This window comes from Acuticoccus sp. I52.16.1, assembly GCF_022865125.1.
In the GTDB taxonomy this organism is placed as follows: domain Bacteria; phylum Pseudomonadota; class Alphaproteobacteria; order Rhizobiales; family Amorphaceae; genus Acuticoccus.
The window spans coordinates 918,314-935,486 of record NZ_CP094828.1 but is presented as its reverse complement, the minus strand read 5'-3'; the positions used below and the strand labels follow the sequence as shown (position 1 = coordinate 935,486).

General features: G+C 69.2%; 17 protein-coding genes. 14 read left to right on the top strand and 3 right to left on the bottom strand.

Going from position 1 to position 17,173, the window contains the following annotated elements; translation table 11 throughout:
- Positions 1-2: 2 nt before the first annotated feature.
- From MRB58_RS04180 to MRB58_RS04150, 7 genes are all read left to right on the top strand, one after another.
- Positions 3-1,328, top strand: coding sequence for an ABC transporter substrate-binding protein (locus MRB58_RS04180; RefSeq protein ID WP_244780454.1), 1,326 nt, complete (start codon positions 3-5; stop codon positions 1,326-1,328).
- 128 nt (positions 1,329-1,456) lie between these two features.
- The gene (locus MRB58_RS04175) at positions 1,457-2,305 is read left to right on the top strand and encodes a carbohydrate ABC transporter permease (protein WP_244780453.1); all 849 of its coding nucleotides are present in this window, start codon (positions 1,457-1,459) and stop codon (positions 2,303-2,305) included.
- Positions 2,302-3,132: a carbohydrate ABC transporter permease gene (locus MRB58_RS04170; protein WP_244780451.1), complete on the top strand. Its 831-nt coding sequence runs from the start codon at positions 2,302-2,304 to the stop codon at positions 3,130-3,132. Before MRB58_RS04175 ends, MRB58_RS04170 begins: the two co-directional genes overlap by 4 nt.
- 5 nt (positions 3,133-3,137) lie before the next feature.
- Positions 3,138-4,190, top strand: coding sequence for a glycerol dehydrogenase (locus MRB58_RS04165; protein WP_244780450.1), 1,053 nt, complete (start codon positions 3,138-3,140; stop codon positions 4,188-4,190).
- Positions 4,187-4,885 (top strand): SDR family NAD(P)-dependent oxidoreductase, encoded by a 699-nt coding sequence (locus tag MRB58_RS04160; RefSeq protein WP_244780449.1) that lies wholly within the window; start codon positions 4,187-4,189, stop codon positions 4,883-4,885. Before MRB58_RS04165 ends, MRB58_RS04160 begins: the two co-directional genes overlap by 4 nt.
- Positions 4,886-4,985: 100 nt before the next feature.
- Positions 4,986-5,360, top strand: coding sequence for a hypothetical protein (locus tag MRB58_RS04155; protein ID WP_244780448.1), 375 nt, complete (start codon positions 4,986-4,988; stop codon positions 5,358-5,360).
- Between the two features lie 321 nt (positions 5,361-5,681).
- Positions 5,682-6,350, top strand: a complete 669-nt coding sequence (locus tag MRB58_RS04150) for a L,D-transpeptidase (RefSeq protein ID WP_244781889.1) — start codon at positions 5,682-5,684, stop codon at positions 6,348-6,350.
- 326 nt (positions 6,351-6,676) lie between these two features.
- Here MRB58_RS04150 and MRB58_RS04145 read toward each other — a convergent pair whose 3' ends face one another.
- The 3 genes from MRB58_RS04145 to MRB58_RS04135 are packed head-to-tail and all read right to left on the bottom strand — an operon-like array spanning position 6,677 to position 10,003.
- On the bottom strand, positions 6,677-7,531 hold the full coding sequence (locus MRB58_RS04145; RefSeq protein ID WP_244780446.1) for a hypothetical protein: 855 nt from the start codon (positions 7,529-7,531) through the stop codon (positions 6,677-6,679).
- A complete protein-coding gene (locus tag MRB58_RS04140) occupies positions 7,528-9,156 on the bottom strand; it encodes an acyl-CoA synthetase (protein WP_244780445.1) in 1,629 nt (542 codons plus the stop codon). Before MRB58_RS04140 ends, MRB58_RS04145 begins: the two co-directional genes overlap by 4 nt.
- A 34-nt stretch (positions 9,157-9,190) precedes the next feature.
- On the bottom strand, positions 9,191-10,003 hold the full coding sequence (locus MRB58_RS04135) for an IclR family transcriptional regulator (protein ID WP_244780443.1): 813 nt from the start codon (positions 10,001-10,003) through the stop codon (positions 9,191-9,193).
- A 174-nt stretch (positions 10,004-10,177) separates the two neighbouring features.
- Here MRB58_RS04135 and MRB58_RS04130 point away from each other — a divergent pair, with 174 nt between their 5' ends.
- From MRB58_RS04130 to MRB58_RS04100, 7 genes are all read left to right on the top strand, one after another.
- Complete coding sequence (locus tag MRB58_RS04130) at positions 10,178-11,200, top strand: TRAP transporter substrate-binding protein (RefSeq protein ID WP_244780442.1); 1,023 nt, start codon at positions 10,178-10,180, stop codon at positions 11,198-11,200.
- A 54-nt stretch (positions 11,201-11,254) separates the two neighbouring features.
- Positions 11,255-11,827: a TRAP transporter small permease subunit gene (locus MRB58_RS04125; protein WP_244780441.1), complete on the top strand. Its 573-nt coding sequence runs from the start codon at positions 11,255-11,257 to the stop codon at positions 11,825-11,827.
- Positions 11,824-13,191: a TRAP transporter large permease subunit gene (locus tag MRB58_RS04120; RefSeq protein ID WP_244780440.1), complete on the top strand. Its 1,368-nt coding sequence runs from the start codon at positions 11,824-11,826 to the stop codon at positions 13,189-13,191. Before MRB58_RS04125 ends, MRB58_RS04120 begins: the two co-directional genes overlap by 4 nt.
- A complete protein-coding gene (locus MRB58_RS04115; RefSeq protein ID WP_244780439.1) occupies positions 13,188-13,991 on the top strand; it encodes an SDR family NAD(P)-dependent oxidoreductase in 804 nt (267 codons plus the stop codon). The genes MRB58_RS04120 and MRB58_RS04115 overlap by 4 nt, the downstream gene beginning before the upstream one ends.
- A 23-nt stretch (positions 13,992-14,014) precedes the next feature.
- Positions 14,015-14,785, top strand: a complete 771-nt coding sequence (locus MRB58_RS04110; RefSeq protein ID WP_244780438.1) for an SDR family NAD(P)-dependent oxidoreductase — start codon at positions 14,015-14,017, stop codon at positions 14,783-14,785.
- A 191-nt stretch (positions 14,786-14,976) separates the two neighbouring features.
- Positions 14,977-15,870, top strand: a complete 894-nt coding sequence (locus tag MRB58_RS04105) for an MBL fold metallo-hydrolase (RefSeq protein WP_244780437.1) — start codon at positions 14,977-14,979, stop codon at positions 15,868-15,870.
- A 39-nt stretch (positions 15,871-15,909) separates the two neighbouring features.
- Entirely contained in the window at positions 15,910-17,166 is a 1,257-nt protein-coding gene (locus MRB58_RS04100) for an aconitase family protein (RefSeq protein ID WP_244780436.1), read from the top strand.
- Positions 17,167-17,173 lie beyond the last annotated feature (7 nt).

Genomic DNA, 17,173 nt, shown 5'->3' with positions numbered 1-17,173 from the left:
ACATGACGAAATGGACGTCGAACAACGGAGTGATCACCCGCCGCCAGACGCTGCTGGGCGCGAGTGCGCTGGGTGCGGGCCTGGCGCTGTCGGGCCTGGGGGCACCGGCGCTGCGGGCGCAGAACCGGCCGATCCGCTTCCTCAATTGCGAGACCGGCAAGGACAGCCTGGCCTTCTTCGCCAAGGCCGCGCAGGAGTACCAGGAGAAGACCGGGACCGAGGTGATCGTCGATTCGGTCCCCCTCGCCGAGACCTTCACCAAGATCACCAACGCCATCCGCGCCGGCCAGCCCTATGACGTCGCCAACGTCGGCTTCATCGGCCACGTGCTCTTGCTGGCCGAGCAGGACCAGATCGTCCCGCTGAACGAGCTGACCGACGAGTACGAGTGGGGCAACAACATCCTCTTCCCCATCGACGACAAGGTCTACTGGTACCCGTTCGACTACAACCTCGCCCTCGTCTACTACCGCAAGGACCTCTACGAGGAGCATGGCCTCGAGATCCCGAACACCTGGGACGCGTTCGCCGGCAACTGCGAGGCGTTGATGGAAGGGCGCCGCAAGGGATGTCTGTTCCCGATCGGCTCCAACAGCGCCACCAACTGGATGTCGTTCGGCTTCATGTGGGCCGAGGGCGTGAAGCTCTTCGACGATCAGTGGAACGTCCTCCTCGACAACGAGGAAATGAAGCCGAAGGCCGCCGCCTACCTGGACTTCATGGCCAAGCTCTACCCGATGATGCCCCCCGGTGCGCTCCAGGCGAGCTATGGCGAGATGCTGACCAACCTCGTCGCCGGTGCGGTCGCGCACGGCTCCTACGCGGGCCGCGTCTACGAGGTCGCCGAGCGCGAGAACCCGGAGATGGCCGCCAACTTCGGCGTGATGCCGTACATGGATTCGGCCGGCGAGCAGAAGGCCGTCAGCCACGGCTACGACGGCTGGGTGGTGCTCAAGACCGACAATACCGGCCCCGCCATGGAGTTCATGCGCTGGCTGACGACCGAGCGCATGGTCGAGTTCCTGCACACCGCGCCGGTCCACTTCCAGCCCGCCCGTCTCGACATCTATGAGAACGAGGAGTGGCAGGCGAACCCGCTGGTGCAGAAGTACGGCGAGGCGATCGAGGTCACACGCGGCCTCATCACCGACCCGTCGGTCGTGCTCACCTCGATCGACACGCAGGGGCCGGAGCCGGACGTGCGGCCGGGAACCGTCTTCGAGGCGTTCACCCTGCCGGAGATGTTGCAGAACAAGATCCTGCGCGGCATGGACTCGGGCGAAGCGGTGGACCTCGCCGCGCAGACGATGCGCCAGCTCATCGACTGACGCATCCGGCCCGCCGCCCGTCTCCTCCCGCGGCGGGCCGCCCCGGCCCCTTCGAGCGTGCGCGCCCCGGCCGAGCCGGCGCGCGCTGCGTCCCGTCCCGCCACGAAAGGTTGTGCATGACCCGGTGGATGTTGCCTGGCTTTCTCGCCGTCGGCGTCATCGCGACGCTGGTGCTGATCGTCGGCCCCGCGATCTACGCCGTCTCGCTGAGCTTCTACGATGCGCCCTCGCTAACGTCGGAACCCGTGTGGGTGGGCTTTGCCAAGTATGGCGAGCTGCTCGTCAGCGCCGAGTTCTGGAACGCGCTGCGGAACGGCTTCGTCTACGCCGGGCTCGCCATCTTCCTGCAGGTGGTGCTGGGGATCGGCTTCGCGCTGCTGCTCAATCAGCGCTTCTTCGGCCGCACGCTGCTGCGCGGGCTGGCCTTCCTGCCGTACCTTCTGCCCACCGTCATCGCGGTGCTGACGTTCAAGTGGATGGTCGACGGCTCGCTCGGCATCGTCACCATCACCATGGCCGACCTCGGCCTGCCGCCGATCTACTGGTTCGAGACCGAGACCGCCTCGATGATCTCGGTCATCATGATCTCGGTCTGGCTGTGGACGCCGTTCGTGACGACGACCTTCCTCGCCGGCCTGCAGACCGTGCCGCAGCAGCTCTACGAGGCGGCCCGCGTCGACGGGGCGGGGCCGGTCCGGCGGTTCTTCCACGTCACGCTGCCGTCGCTGCGGCCGATCCTGACCGTCATCATCCTCCTGCGCAGCGTGTGGATGTTCAACAAGTTCGACGTGATCTGGCTCACCACGCAGGGCGGTCCGCTGGGCGCGACCGAGCACCTGCCGATCCTGTCCTACCGCAAGGCGTTCGCGCTCTACGACATCGGCAGCGGCGCGGCGGTGGCGACGCTCTCCTTCCTCGTGCTGATGGTGGCGGTGACGCTCTACTTCCTGCTCTTCCCGATGGAGAAGGCCAAATGAGCGGCACCAAGATCGCCGGCCGGGCGGGCGTCTACATCGCCGCTGTCGTCCTCGCCGTCTACAGCGCGTTTCCGATCTACTGGATGATTGCATCCTCCCTGCGGCCGACGCAGGAAATGCTGATGAACCCGACGCTGATCCCGACGAAGATCACGTTCGACTACTATTACAGCCTGCTCGCGCAGACCGACTATCCGCGCCAGTTCCTCAACAGCCTCATCGTGGCGCTGGCGACGGTGGCGCTGACGATGGTGCTGTCGGTCATGATCGCCTACGGCGTCACCCGCCAGCGCATCCGCGGCAAGCAGATGATCATCGGCGGCATGCTCTACGCCTACATGTTCCCGCCGCTGCTGCTCGCGATCCCGCTCTATGCGATGTTCACGCGCATCGGCCTCAACGACACGCTGCTCTCGCTCGTCATCTCGCACCTGACGATCACCATGCCGCTCGGCGTGTGGTTCCTGTGGGGCTTCTTCAAGACGATGCCGTTCGAGCTGGAAGAGGCGGCGATGGTCGACGGTTGCACCCGGCTCGGCGCTTTCCTGCGGGTGGTGCTGCCGCTGTCGGTGCCGGGGCTGGTGACGGTGGCGATCTTCGCCTTCCTGCTGTCGTGGACCGACTACACCTTCGCCCTGGTGATGATCGGCTCGGACGCCAACAAGACGGTGCCGCTCGGTCTCGCCTCCATGGTGGGCGCGTTCGACCTCAGATGGGGCGACGTGATGGCCGGTTCGACATTGATCGCGTTGCCGTTGTTCGCGGCGTTCGTGATGCTGTCGCGCTATTTCGTGCAGGGCCTGACGGCCGGCGCGGTGAAGGGATAGGACGAATGACGATGCGCATTCTGGGCGCGCCGCAGCGCTACGTGCAGGGACCGGGCGTGATCGGCCGCCTGGCCGAGGAGGTGGCGATCGCCGGCGGCGGCCCGGTCGCCGCGGTGATCGACCCCGTGGCACGCGACCTCGTGGGCGCCGAGATCGAGGCACAGGTCCCCGGCATCCGCATGGTGATGTTCGGCGGCGAGTGCACCGACGAGGAGATCGCCGCCCGCGCCGCAGAGCTGGGGGACGCGCGCTTCGTCCTCGGCGTCGGCGGCGGCAAGGCGATCGACACCGCCAAGGGCGCCGCGCACGCGGTCGGCGCGGCGGTGGGGATCGTGCCGACGATCGCCTCGAACGACAGCCCGACAAGCCACATCGCGGTGGTCTACACGCCGAACCACGAGATCTCGCACGTCCTGCGCATGCGGGTGAACCCGGCGCTGGTGCTGGTCGACACCGCCGTGATCGCCGGGGCGCCGCGGCGCTTCCTGGCGGCCGGGATCGGCGACGCGATGTCCAAGCCCTACGAGCTGGCCGGCACGCTGGCGGGCGGCGGGCGCAACTTCTTCGGCGGCGTGCCGACGGAGCTCACCAAGGCGATCGTCGAGCGCGCGCACCGCATCCTCCTCGACGACGGCGAGGCGGCGATGGCGGCGACGGAGCCGGACGACGCGTTCGAGCGCGTCGTCGAAGCGTCGATCCTCCTCAGCGGCCTCGCCTTCGAGAGCGGCGGCCTGTCGATCGCCCATTCCATGACGCGCGGCTTCTCCGTCATGCCGCAGCTCGCCGAGCTGCTGCACGGCGAGATGGTGGCGCTGGGCACGCTGACGCAGCTGGCGGCCGGGCAGGGCACCCGCCAGGAGGTGGCCGACCTCGCCGCCTACTTCCAGCGCCTCGGCCTGCCGACCTCGTTCGCCGCCTTCGGCATCACCGACGAGGCGGACCTCCTGAAGATGGCCGTGCCCTCGCTCACCGCGCCCTACGCCACGCACTACCTGCGCCCGCTGACCGCGTCCGACCTCGTCGCCGCGATGCGCCTGGTCGACGAGGTGGCGCCATGAGCGAGGCGCGGCACGTCGTCGTCACCGGCGGCGGCACGGGGATCGGCCTCGCGACGACGACGCTCCTCGCCGCGCGCGGCTGGCAGGTGATCGCCGCCGGCCTGGAGCGGGAAGACACCTTCCCGGACGCGGCGACCTTCGTGGAATGCGACGTCACCGACGCCGCCGCGCTCGGCGCCGTCTTCGCCCCGCTCGACACGCTGGGCGGGCTCGTCACCTGCGCCGGCGTCATCCGGTACGCCGAGGAATGGAACCCCGAGACCTTCGACAAGGTGATGGGCGTGAACGTGACGGCGGTGCTCGCCTCGGCCAACGCGGCGGCGGACGCGTTGGAACGGGGCGGCGGCTCGGTGGTCAACATCGCCTCCATGTGGACCTTCTTCGGCTCCAGCGCGGCGCCGGCTTACGGGGCCAGCAAGGGCGCGGTGGCGGCATTGACGCGGGCGCAGGCAGTCGCCTGGGGGCCGCGCGGCATCCGCGTCAACGCGGTGGCGCCGGGGTGGGTGGAGACGCGCATCTCCGCCGGCGCGCGCAACGACCCGGAGCGGCGCGCGCGGATCGACGCGCGCATCCCGCTGGGGCGCTGGGCGGCGACGGAGGAGATCGCCAAGGTGGTCGCCTTCCTCCTCTCGGCCGAGGCGTCCTACGTGCACGGCGCGATCCTGCCGGTGGACGGCGGCTACCTGGCCGCGTGAGGCGGCGCGGCCGGCCGGCGGTGTGGCGTACGTGCCATGGCGCGGCGCGGACGATGCGACTGCGGCCGATCACATCGCCGTCAACGCGTTGACACGATTCATGCCTGACGCATATTCGAGCGTCATGCAGTTGGTGTCGTGGTTTGTGAAGTTCGTGTTGCTGGCGGCGCTCATCGCGGCGGCGCCGCTGTCGGCGTCCACCATCTCCGGCAAGATCGCCAAGGTCCAGCGCGCCGTCGCGGCCGCCGCGGTCGACTGTGCGGACGGCGAATGTACCCCGCCCCCCACGCGCGCCAAGCTCGAATGTCTGGCGGCCGTCGCCTACTGCGCCTCCGCGCTGTCGGCGATCCTGCCCGCCAGCGTCCCGGCCCTGCAGCCGCGTCTCGGCGCCCCGGCGGTCGCGGTGGAGCAGACCGGCTGCACCGTCCATACGGCACTCACCGACCCGCCCCCACCGCGATCCTGCCGCACATGAGCCGACCCGGCGGGGCGTGATCCCGCGGCGTCGGCCCGTCGTGCCGTGGGGCGGAATGCCCTGCCGCACGACGCGTCGGCTCGTGCGCGACCGCGCAGGCGCCACGATGGACCCTCGCGTGCCCGATCGAGGCGCGCGGCCCGCGGTCTGGACATAGCCGTCCGGCGACCGAACGGGAACAATCGGACAGACGATGACAAACCAAATCCGCGCCTGGGGCGTTTGCCCACGCGCGCTCCGCCGCGCCGCGCCGGTCGCCCCCGACCGCACCGACGCGCCCCACGACCACGCTCGCGACGACGAGGCCGCCCGATGAGCATCATGAACCGACGCAACTTCACCCTCGGCCTCGGCGCGGTGGCGCTCGGCGGCTGCCAGATGTCGCCGCAGACGGCGGTGGTCTCGCCGCAGCGCACGACGATCCCGCCCGAGGTGATCGCGATGTACGGCCCGCGCCCGAACGAGCGCTTCCCGATCCCGGCGGTGGACCTGTCGAAGATCGAGCCGCAGTTCTGGCGGCGCGAGGTCCCCGATCCGACCGGCGAGCGGACCGGCACGATCGTCGTCGATACCGGCGCTCGCTACCTCTACCTCGTGCGCGAGGGGGGGCGGGCGATCCGCTACGGCGTCGGCATCGGGCGTGACGGGTTCTCATGGAACGGCGACGCGACGATCCCCTTCAAGCGCGAGTGGCCGACGTGGACGCCGCCGGCGGAGATGATCGCGCGCGAGCCGGACCTGGAGCAGTACCGCGACGGGATGGAGCCGGGCCTCGGCAACCCGCTGGGAGCGCGCGCGCTCTACCTCTTCCAGAACGGGCGCGACACCCTCTACCGCCTCCACGGCACGCAGGAGGCCTACTCGATCGGCCGCGCCGTCTCGTCGGGCTGCGTGCGGCTCATCAACCAGGACATCATCGACCTCTACGACCGGGTGCCCAACGGCAGCCGCGTGGTCGTCCGCCCGCCGAGCAACCCGCTGACGGCCTAGCGCGACGGGCCGGGATCGCTTCCGAACCGGTCCCGGCCTCTCGCTCGCTCACCCGCATGGGCCACCCTCACATCGGCGGCCTCGGAGGGTGACGGCGGGGTCAACGTCCCGCCCGGAGCCACGCGCAGCGAAGCGAGCATGGCGAGGACGGGGCGTTGACGCCGCCGACGCCCTCTTCACGCTGGCATCAGGTGTTCATGTCAGCTGGCGTCTTCCGCCAGATGTCATGAACGCCTGCCCGTCGGCGAGACGGCGGGAGCGCGAGGGGGGAAACCCCTCGCTTCGGCGGCTCCACCCGGCAGGGGCCTGCGGGCGTGCGGACCGGTTCAGACCCCAGGCGCAACCAGCATCAGCTCGAAGGTGATCAGCACCGGTCCCGCGCCGAGTAGCAGCGCGCCGCGGAACAGGTTCCCGTCCGGATCGACGCAGTGGAGCGTGACGTTGCGCGGGGAGGCGTCGGGGAGGGTCAGGACCTCGGAGGCGAGCGATTCCATCGACGGCCCCTCCGAAAAGTCCGCGCCGATGACGCTGCCGAGGCCGTAGAGGCGGGCCGCGTCGCCGCCGTAGGGTGCGGCGAGCTCGGGCATGACCGTCACCAGGTCCTCGAAGGGTGCAAGGGTCGCGATCATGGCGTTGGGTGTGCCGGCCGGCGGTGTCGTCGGTTTGGCCCGGAAGAAGGAGAAGCGGGTCTCGTCGTCGGGCGTGAAGTCGAACACGCCGCCGGTGAAGGCGAGGGCGGTGACGTCGCAGTCGCGGCCGATGGTCACCTGATCGGGCAGCAGGTGGCCGGATTTCGGGGCCGGCGTGTCAACGTCCCACAGGGCATGGCAGTGCAGGAACCAGGCACCGTCGCGCCGGCCCACGGAGGCGACGGCGTGGGCGAGTGTCGTCGCGTTTCCTGAATGGGTATCGGAGTACCAAGCGACGCGGATGCCGTCCGGCGAGCCGAAGCGCGGCATCACATAGTCGTAGGGGCCGAGCCGGAGGCCATCCAGCAGCAGCACGGCGCTGTCGCAGCCGAGGCGGTCCATCTCGTCCGCGACGGCGTCCATCAGGACGCGGCCGGCGGCGAGGCGGACTGTCTCGCGGCGGGCGATCCCCGGGACGACGTGCCGGCGCACCGCGGCACGTGGCCCGGGGTGGGTAATTCGGGCGGCCCGGTGGTTGATGGCGGCGGTCATGCGCGGGCCGGTTCCGGGCCGAGCAGGCCCTTTTCTTCGAGCGTCTCGCGGACCAGCTTCTTGGCGATCTTGCCGTATCCGGTCTTGGGCATCTCGTCGAGGAAGACGTAGCGGGCGGGCAGCTTGTAGCGCGCCAGCTTGCCGGCGATGTGGGCCGTCAGCGCCGCCTCGTCGGTCCCCGCGTCCGCGACCACGACGGCGAGGCCGACTTCGCCCCACTTCTCGTGCGGGACGCCGATGATGGCGACCTCGTGCACCGCGGGGTGGGTGAGGAGAAGCTCCTCGATCTCGCGCGGGTACACGTTGGAGCCGCCGGATATGTACATGTCCGACGCGCGCCCGGTGATGAAGAGGAACCCTTCGGCATCCATGTAGCCGATGTCGCCGGTGACGAACCAGCCGTTCCGGAAGGACTTCGCGTTGGCTTCCGGGTTGTTGTAGTAGCCGGCGAAGACGCCGGGGCCGATGGCGCAGATGTCGCCGGGCTCGCCGGGGGGCAGTGCGTTGCCGGCGGCGTCCTGGATCTGCACCTCCATGCCGGTACGCTCGAACCCGCAGGTGCCGATCTTCACGCCCGGTCCGTCGTCCGGCTCGTGCAGTGCCTGGGGCAGGACGGTGATGCACCCCGTCACTTCGCCGAGGCCGAAATACTGGATCATCACCTTGCCCAGCTTGCCGAGCGCGAACTTCTGGTCCTCGCGGTACATCGGCGCGCCGGCGTAGATCACGGTGCGCAGCGAGGTGTGGTCGTAGCGGTCCACCGCCGGGTGCTCGGTGAGGATCTTCACGATGGTCGGCACCGTGAAGATGTTGGTGACGCGCCACGCCTCGACGAGACGCCATGCCTCCTCGACGTCGAGCCGCTCGCCCGGCAGCAGGATCGACTTCGCCCCCCGCGCCGCGACGACGAGCTGGTTGACGCCCGCCCCGTGCGACAGCGGCGCCGCCACCAGCGAGGCGTCGGCGTTGGTGTAGGAGGGCATCAGGTCGGTCAGGTGGTTGGTGATGATGAACGCCATCTGGCCGTGCGTCAGCACCGCGGCTTTGGGGCGCCCGGTGGTGCCGGAGGTGAAGAAGAACCAGCACGGGTCGTCGTAGTCCACCGATGCGACCTCGCGGGGGGCGTCGGCATAAGCGGCGACGAGCGCCTCGTAATCTTCGCCGAAGGCGGCGGCGCCGATGGAGATCGCGATGTCGATCTGCGGCGCGGCGGCGCGGATGGCGGCGGCATGGTCGGGAAAGGCGGCGTGGCAGACGAGGGCGCGGGCACCGCTGGCGACGGCGAGGTAGCCCACCTCGTCCGGCGTCTGGCGGTAGTTGGTGGGAACGAAGACGGCGCCGACGCGGAAGCAGGCGAACATCGTCTCGAACATCTGGTTGCAGTTCTTCGACTGCACCAGCACCCGGTCGCCCTTTTCGACGCCGCGTGCCCGCAGCGCGGCGGCGAACGCGTCGACGCGCTGGTCCATCTCGCGCCAGGTCCACGTCGCCTCGCCCCACACGAACCCGATCTCGCCGCCGAAGCGGCGCGCGTTCTGGCGCAGGATGTGGGAGAGGTTCATCACCCGTCGGGTGACGGGCGTCAGGCCGCCTCGTGGTCCGCCCCCCGGCTCGTTCGTCGTCATGGCCTTCCTCCCGGTTCTTCTTGTTCGTGTCGTGTCAGGCGAGGGCGGCGGTGGCGCTGAGGCGCCGGCCGAGCCGCTCTTCGAAGATGCGGGCCTGCGTGGCGAGGAGCGCGGCGAGCGTCTCCTGCCGGTCCGGCCCCAGCCGCACGTCGAGCGCGGCGATGGAGAACGCGCCGATGACGGCTCCGCCCGGCGCGCGCAGCGCCACGCCGATGCCCCACGAATTTGCGACGTTGAGGCCCGGATTGAGCGACCAGCCGCGGGCCCGTGTCTCGGCCGTCAGCCGGTGGACGAGGGCGGGCGAGTAGTTCGGATAGTAGTTGGTCAGCGCGCAGGTGTTCTGGGCGATGGCGGCGTCCGCCTCGGCGGCGGAGAGGGCGGCGAGGATCGCCAGCGACCCGGCGCCGACGCCGAGCGGGTGCCGATCGCCCGCCTGGAGCGCCTGCGTGCGGATCGGAAAGTCGCCGTCCTCGCGGTGCATGCACACGCCGTAGGCGCCGCGTCGCAGGGTGAGGAAGGAGGTGTCGCCGCTTTCGGCCGAGAGCTTCACCAGACTGTCGATCGCGAGGTCGACGATGTCGAACCGGCGCTGTGCCATGAGGCCGACGAGGTAGGCCTCGGGGCCGAGCGCGTAGTCGCGCGTCGTCGCGTCCTGCTCGACGAGGCCGGCGCGGATGAGGGCGAGCAGCAGGCGCCGCACGGTCGGCCGGCTCAGCCCCGTCTCGGCGACGAGGGCGCCGATCGACACGCTGTCGCCGGCGCGGGAGATGCGCGTCAGCAGCGAAAGGGCGCGATCGACGCTCTGGGCGCCACCTCGGCTGTCGGGCTCGGTGTCGATGATGTCCATATCGTGGAGGCCAAATTCGAGGCTCGGCCTATACCCGCACAGGAAAAACGCGAGTTCAATCCCAATCGTTGCTTTACGAGGGGCAAAGCGATCCGTTATCTTGCGACAGCACTATCCACATTGTGGATCGAAACGCGGCTCAGATCGCGAAACAACGCATCCTTGGGAGGATCCATGAAGGTACTCGGCACAGCGCTCGCCGCAGCGCTCGGTTTCGCGACCGTCGCGCAGGCTGACACGCTCATCATGCAAAGCATTTATCCGTCGACCCTGCCGCTCCTGGGCGACAGCGGCGTGCGGCTGACCGAGCAGGTCTCCAAGCTCACCGGCGGCGAACTCGAGATCGAGTTCAACGAGCCCAACGCCATCGTCGGCGGCAACGAGATGTGGGACGCGATCTCCACCGGCGCGGTCGACGCCGGCTGGTACTCGCCGGGCTTCGCGCAGGGCATCATCCCCTCCGCCGGCATCTTCACCGCCGTGCCGTTCGGGCCGGACGTGCGCGAGTACACCGCGTGGTGGTACTTCGGCGGCGGCAAGGAGCTGTGGGCCGACATCACCTCCGAGTACAACATCCACACCGAGCTGTGCACGATCCTCGTCCCCGAGGCGTCGGGCTGGTTCGCCAAGGAAATCAATACGCCGGAGGACCTCAAGGGCCTCAAGATGCGCATCTTCGGCCTCGGCGCGGCGGTGATGCAGAAGCTCGGCGTGGAAGCGCAGTCGATGCCGGTCGCCGACACGATGACGGGCCTGCGCCTCGGCACCATCGACGCCGCCGAGATCTCCTTCCCGCTGATCGACAAGCAGCTCGGCATGAACGAGCACGCCAGCCAGTACTACTTCCCCGGCTGGCACCAGCAGACCTCGCTGATCACCTTCATCATCAACCAGGACGCCTGGGACGGCCTCTCCGACCAGCAGCGCTTCGCCATCGAGACCGCCTGCCAGGCCAACGTCGCGATGACCTCCGCGCGCGGCGAGGCCGAGCAGCTCCAGCCGCTGGCCGACCTCGAAGCCGCGGGCGTGACCGTGCACAAGTGGTCGCCGGAGATGATGGACGCCTTCAAGGGCGCCTGGGACGAGGTCGTCGCCGAGCAGACCGAGGCGGACCCCGACTTCAAGCGGGCCTGGGAGAGCCTCTCCGAGTTCCGCGAGACCTACAAGAAGTGGGCCGACATCGGCTACGTGCAGTAATCTGACGGCGCGCGCCCGCGAGGCGACCTCGTGGGCGCGCGCACCGGATCCCCTATGCAATCGCTCCTCATCATCGCCAAGATCCTGGCCTTCCCGTGCCGGGTGGTGGCGCGCCTCCTCGGCGTGACCCTCGTCGTGCTGATGGCCGTCATCCTCTACGACGTCGTCGGGCGGCGCTTCTTCGCGACGGGGTCGTTCAAGCTCCAGGAGCTGGAGTGGCACCTGCACGGGGCGATCGCGGTGCTCGGCTTCGGGTACGCCTACATTCACAACGCGCACGTGCGGATCGACGTCTTCTCCTCGCATTTCCGCTCTGCCACCAAGTTGCGCATCGAGATCCTCGCCATCGTCTTTTTCCTGATCCCCTTCATGGCGCTGCTCGTCTGGTACGGGTTCGATTTCGCACATCGCTCGTTCGTGCGTGGGGAGGGCAGCTCGGGCGGCGTCGGCCTGTCCGATCGCTGGGTGATCAAGTCCGCCATTCCGATCGGCGCGCTGCTGACCATCATGGGTGCGGTCTCGGTGCTGCTGCGCGCCGTCGTGGCGCTGAAGCGGCCGGACCTCCTCGCCGACCCCTGGGGCGGTGAGGACGCCGCCGACCACTTCGGCGACGAGACGCCGGCATGAGCGAGATGATCGCCGCCGGCCTGCCGGGCGCCATGTTCCTCGCCCTCATCGTCGCGCTGTTCTCCGGCGCGCCGGTGGCGATCATGCTGATGGGGATCAGCCTCGTCTTCGGCGCCCTCGCCATCTCGGTGGGCGAGATGCGCGTGGTGCAGGCGACCCTCATCCCCAACCGCATCTTCTCCGGCACGATCGAGAACGCGGTCCTCGTCGCGGCGCCGATGTTCATCTTCATGGGCATCATCATGGAGAAGACGCGCCTCGCCGAGGACCTGCTCCTGACGTTGCAGCGCCTGATGCGCGTGGTGCCGGGGGGCCTGGCGCTGGCGGTGGTGCTGATGGGGACGGTGCTCGCCGCGGCGACCGGCATCATCGGCGCCTCGGTGGTGATGCTCACCGTGCTGGCGCTCCCGACCATGGTCGAGCGCGGCTACGACAAGGGCCTCGCCGCCGGCACCGTCGCGTCCGCCGGAACGCTCGGCATCCTGATCCCGCCGTCGATCATGCTCGTCTTCATGGGCGACCTGCTCTCGGTCTCGCTGGGGCATCTCTTCGTGGCGGCGCTCGTTCCGGGGCTGCTGCTGTCGCTCGCCTACGTCGTCTACATCGTCGTGCGCAGTGCGCTGCAACCGGGGCTGGCGCCCAAATCGCCGCCGCCGACGGAGGCGGACCGCGCCGGGCTGTGGCTGGAGACGGTCAAGTCGGTCGTCGCGCCGCTCATCCTCATCATCTCCGTCCTTGGCTCCATCCTCGGCGGTATCGCCACGCCGACCGAGGCCTCGGGCGTCGGCGTCTTCGCGGCGCTGGTGCTGGGACTGCTGCGCGGGCGGCTCAACTGGCGCACGCTGAACGCGTCGATGGACTCCTCGGTGAAGCAGCTCGCGATGCTGTTCTTCATCTTCGTCGGCGCGACGGCGTTCTCCTACATCTTCCGCATCGTCGGCGGCGAGCACTTCATCGTCGAGACCGCGCGCTCGCTCCCGTTCGGCGACTGGGGGCTCCTGATCGCCATGATGGGGATGATCTTCGTCATGGGCTTCTTCTTCGACTGGATCGAGATCACCCTCATCATGTTGCCGATCTTCGCACCGGTGGTGGCGCTGATGGACCTGGGCGATCACGTCACCTCGTCGGAGATGATCTACTGGTTCGCCATCCTGGTGGCGCTCAACCTGCAGACCTCGTTCCTGACGCCGCCGTTCGGCTTCGCGCTCTTCTACCTCAAGGGCGCGGCGGGAACCGTCATCACCATGCGGGACGTCTACCGCGGCATCATCCCGTTCGTGCTGGTGCAGCTCGTCGTGCTGGGCCTGTGCATCGCCTTCCCGGAGATCGTCCTTTGGCTACCGCAGAGTCTGATGCAATGACCGGGCGCGTCGCCGGCAAACGCGTCGCGGTGATCGGCGCCGGCTCGGTGGGGCCGGGGTGGGGCAACGGCAAGGCCGCGGCCGTGCTCTTCGCGCGCGAAGGCGGCACCGTCCTGTGTGTCGACCGGGACGAGGCCGCCGCGAACGCCACCGCCGCGATCATCCGCGAGGAGGGCGGCACCGCGCACGTCGTCGCCGCGGACCTGACGCAGGAGGGCGCCGCCGCGGCCGTGCGCGACCGGGCCGCCGAGGCGATGGGCGGGCTCGACGTCCTGCACTTCAACATCGGCATCTCCACCCGCGGCGGCGTCGCCGATACCAGCGCCGACGACTGGCGCCGCGTCTTCGCGGTGAACCTCGACGCCGCCTTCACCGTCTCGCAGACGCTGCTGCCGCTGATCGAGGCGGACGGCGGCGGGGCGCTCGTCTTCGTCTCCACCCTCGCCGCCGAGCTCAACGGCCCATATCCCTATGTGGCCTACGAGACCTCGAAGGCCGCGCTGTGCCGCCTCTCGCGCTCGATCGCGGTGGAATACGCCGCGCGCGGGGTGCGCTCCAACACCGTGGTGCCGGGCCTCATCGATACGCCGCACGTCCTGGCGATGGTCGACAAGGGGCCCGATCCGGACGCGATCCGCGCCGGCCGTGCCGCGATGGTGCCGATGAAACGGCAAGGCACCGGCTGGGACGTCGCCGAAGCGGCGGTCTTCCTGGCCTCCGATGCGGCCGGCTTCATCACCGGCGTCGACCTCCGCGTAGACGGGGGCATGGCGCTTCTCATGGGAAACGCGGCGATCTGAGCCAGGGGAAGAGACCGATGGGCGTGAAGACCATTCTCGTGACCGGAGGTCCCTCGGGCATCGGCCGCGCCGTCACCGAGGCGGTGCTCGCCGAAGGCTGGCGCGCCATCGCCGTCGACGTTTCCGAGGCGACGCTCGCCACCTGCGCCGAGGAGCTCGCGTTCGCCGGCGATCGCCTCGTCTGCGCGCCGCTCGACGTCGCCGACGAGGCCGCGGTCACCGCCTTCGTCGACCGGATGGAGGGCGAGGGCTACGCCATCGACGGTGTCGTCAACTGCGCCGGCATCGCGGCCGACATTCCCGCCTTCGAGACCTCCGTCGACCTCTTCCGCAAGATCCTCGACGTCAACGTCGTCGGCTCGTTCGTCGTCGCGCGGGCGGCGGCGAAGGTCATGGCGGCGCGGGGGGAGGGGGCGATCGTCAACATCGCCTCGATCTCGGGCATGGTGGGCAGCAGCGGGCGCGTCGCCTACGGGGCCTCGAAAGGCGCCGTCATCACCGCGACGAAGGTCCTGGCGATCGAGTGGGCCGAGCACGGCATCCGCGTCAACGCCATCTCGCCGGGGCCGATCGAGACGCCGATGGTCGCCGCGGTCCACACCGCCGCGTCGCGCCAGGCGTTCTACGATCGCGTCCCGGCCCGGCGCTACGGCACGCCGGAGGAGGTCGCCGCCATGGCACTCGTCCTGCTCGACGGTGCCCGCTCCGGCTACGTCACGGGACAGAACATCGCCGTCGACGGAGGCATGACGGCGGCAGGCATCATGCACGGCACCAAACGCCGGACAGCCTGAGCACACCGAAACTCCCAGTTCACGGCACGATCCCGACCGCGCGGCCCGGCCGCCGCGGCGCATTGCCGTGTCCGCATGATCGGTCGCCGGTGTGTGTCACGTAATGAAACGTGTTTTACTGTTTGGCAGGGCGCGGGGGAGCATGCTAATGATAGCCCAATAACAAATTAGAAGAATGTTGGAGGAGCGTTGTGGAGACCTTCACGGTCGGTTCCGCATCCGTCACGCGCATCGAAGAGGTGTTGGAGGTCGGCTTCAAGCCGTCCTTCCTGTTCCCCAAGTTCGACCCCTCGGTGCTCGCCCGCGACCCGATCCTGACTTCGCCGAACTTCCTGGACGCGGCGTCCGGCTGCGTGCGGTCGAGCATCCATTCCTGGCTGATCCGGCTGGACGGCCGGACGATCCTCGTCGACACCTGCTCGGGCAACGGCAAGGCGCGCGCGCTGCCGCTGTTCAAGCGCTTCCACATGCTGAACTTCCCCTATCTCGACAATCTCGCCGCCGCCGGGGTCGCGCCCGAGGACGTCGACATCGTCTTCTGCACCCACCTGCACATCGACCATGTCGGCTGGAACACCCGCGCCGACGGGGACGCCTGGGTGCCGACCTTCCCCAACGCCCGCTACATCTTCGGCAAGGCCGAGCTGGAGCACTGGACCACCGGCGCCGGCCCGCAGGTCTTCCCCGAGAACGTGGACGTGATCGAGGACAGCGTGAAGCCGGTGCTCGACGCGGGGATGGTGGAGCTGGTGGAGCCGGGCGACACGATCGCGCCCGGTCTCACGGTGGAGGCCGCCCCCGGTCACACCATCACCCAGCTGATCCTCGTGTACGACGACGGGGCGGGGCACGGCTTCGTCGTCTCGGCGGACTGCCTGCACCAGCCGATCCAGATCTATGCGCCGGAGCTGTCGAGCTGCTTCTGCGAGGCGCCCGACGCGGCGGAGGAGACGCGCCAACGCCTCCTCGCCCACTGCGCCGATACCGGCGCGCTGCTGCTGCCCATGCACTTCGGCCCGCCGCACGCCGGCACCATCGTGCGCGAGGGCGATGGCTACGCCTTTCGCCCCGCCACGCCGAACTGAGCCAGCCGCGCCCCATCGTTCAAAGAAAGGATGAGACCCTTGGGCTATACAATCGCCGAAAAGATCCTCGCCCGCGTCTCTGACAAGGACCACGTCAAGGCCGGCGACGAGGTGATGGCCAAGCCCGACTTCGTCGTCGCCTACGACTTCCCCGGCTACACCGACGTCATCTTCAAGCAGATGAAGGAAGACTTCGGCATCGAGCGTGTCGCCGAGCCGGACCGCTTCGCCATGTTCATCGACCACATGGTGCCCGCCGCGACTCCCAAGGAGGAGGAGCTGCACATCATCACGCGCGACTGGTGCCGCGACAACGGCGTCGCCCTCTACGAGCGGCGCGGCATCGGCCACCAGGTCGCGGCCGAGGTGGGCTACGCGGTGCCGGGCGCCTTCGTCGTCCACTTCGACGGGCACATCTCCCAGCTCGGCACCTTCGGCACGCTGGCGATGGGGATCCGGCGCAACCTGCTGGAAGCGTTCGTGCGCGAGCGCATCTCCATCAAGGTGCCGCACACGGTGCGGGTGAACTTCACCGGCACGCTGCAAAAGGGCGTCTACGCCCGCGACGTCTTCCACCACCTCGTGCGCACGCTCGGGCCCGCCTCGTGCCGCTTCCAGGTGCTGGAGATCGGCGGCCCGGGCATCGAGCAGCTCTCCACCGAGGGGCTCCAGACGATCACCGGCCTCGCGATGTTCACCGGCGCGGTCACCGCCATCGTCAACCCCGACAAGGCGCGCCTGGAGTATGCCCAGGCCCGCGCCAAGAAGCAGATCGACCCGGTCTGGTCGGACGACGACGCCGAATATTCCGCCGTCCACGAGATCGACCTGACCGACCTCGAGCCGATCGTCGTCATCCCGCCCACGCCGGCCAACAGCCGCAACCTGTCGGACTATCTCGGGATCGACATCAATACCGGCTACCTCGGCTCCTGCGCCTCGGGCCGGCTGGAGGACATCGCCGTCGCCGCCGAGATCCTCAAGGGCCGGCAGGTGGCGCCGGGCTTTCAGCTCAACGTCGTGCCGACCAGCCAGGAGATCATGGCCGCGGCCGGGCGCGCCGGCTACCTCTCCATCCTCGCCGAGGCCGGCGCCTTCGTCACCTCGCCCTCCTGCGACTACTGCTTCGGCCGCATGGGGACGATGACGGCGGGCCAGAAGGCGGTCTCCACCGGCACGCTCAACGTGCGTGGCCGCATGGGGAGCCCGGACAGCGAGATCTACCTCTGCAACGCCGCCACCGTCGCCGCGACTGCCGTCGAAGGCAAGATCGCCGACCCGCGGCACTACCTCTAGGAGGCCG

What these genes read in the sequence shown, in the direction of transcription:
- MRB58_RS04180 (WP_244780454.1), top strand. Translation starts at nt 3, where the DNA reads ATGACGAAATGGACGTCGAACAACGGAGTGATCACCCGCCGCCAGACG.
- MRB58_RS04175 (WP_244780453.1), top strand. Translation starts at nt 1,457, where the DNA reads ATGTTGCCTGGCTTTCTCGCCGTCGGCGTCATCGCGACGCTGGTGCTG.
- MRB58_RS04170 (WP_244780451.1), top strand. Translation starts at nt 2,302, where the DNA reads ATGAGCGGCACCAAGATCGCCGGCCGGGCGGGCGTCTACATCGCCGCT.
- MRB58_RS04165 (WP_244780450.1), top strand. Translation starts at nt 3,138, where the DNA reads ATGACGATGCGCATTCTGGGCGCGCCGCAGCGCTACGTGCAGGGACCG.
- MRB58_RS04160 (WP_244780449.1), top strand. Translation starts at nt 4,187, where the DNA reads ATGAGCGAGGCGCGGCACGTCGTCGTCACCGGCGGCGGCACGGGGATC.
- MRB58_RS04155 (WP_244780448.1), top strand. Translation starts at nt 4,986, where the DNA reads ATGCCTGACGCATATTCGAGCGTCATGCAGTTGGTGTCGTGGTTTGTG.
- MRB58_RS04150 (WP_244781889.1), top strand. Translation starts at nt 5,682, where the DNA reads ATGAACCGACGCAACTTCACCCTCGGCCTCGGCGCGGTGGCGCTCGGC.
- MRB58_RS04145 (WP_244780446.1), bottom strand. Translation starts at nt 7,531, where the DNA reads ATGACCGCCGCCATCAACCACCGGGCCGCCCGAATTACCCACCCCGGG.
- MRB58_RS04140 (WP_244780445.1), bottom strand. Translation starts at nt 9,156, where the DNA reads ATGACGACGAACGAGCCGGGGGGCGGACCACGAGGCGGCCTGACGCCC.
- MRB58_RS04135 (WP_244780443.1), bottom strand. Translation starts at nt 10,003, where the DNA reads ATGGACATCATCGACACCGAGCCCGACAGCCGAGGTGGCGCCCAGAGC.
- MRB58_RS04130 (WP_244780442.1), top strand. Translation starts at nt 10,178, where the DNA reads ATGAAGGTACTCGGCACAGCGCTCGCCGCAGCGCTCGGTTTCGCGACC.
- MRB58_RS04125 (WP_244780441.1), top strand. Translation starts at nt 11,255, where the DNA reads ATGCAATCGCTCCTCATCATCGCCAAGATCCTGGCCTTCCCGTGCCGG.
- MRB58_RS04120 (WP_244780440.1), top strand. Translation starts at nt 11,824, where the DNA reads ATGAGCGAGATGATCGCCGCCGGCCTGCCGGGCGCCATGTTCCTCGCC.
- MRB58_RS04115 (WP_244780439.1), top strand. Translation starts at nt 13,188, where the DNA reads ATGACCGGGCGCGTCGCCGGCAAACGCGTCGCGGTGATCGGCGCCGGC.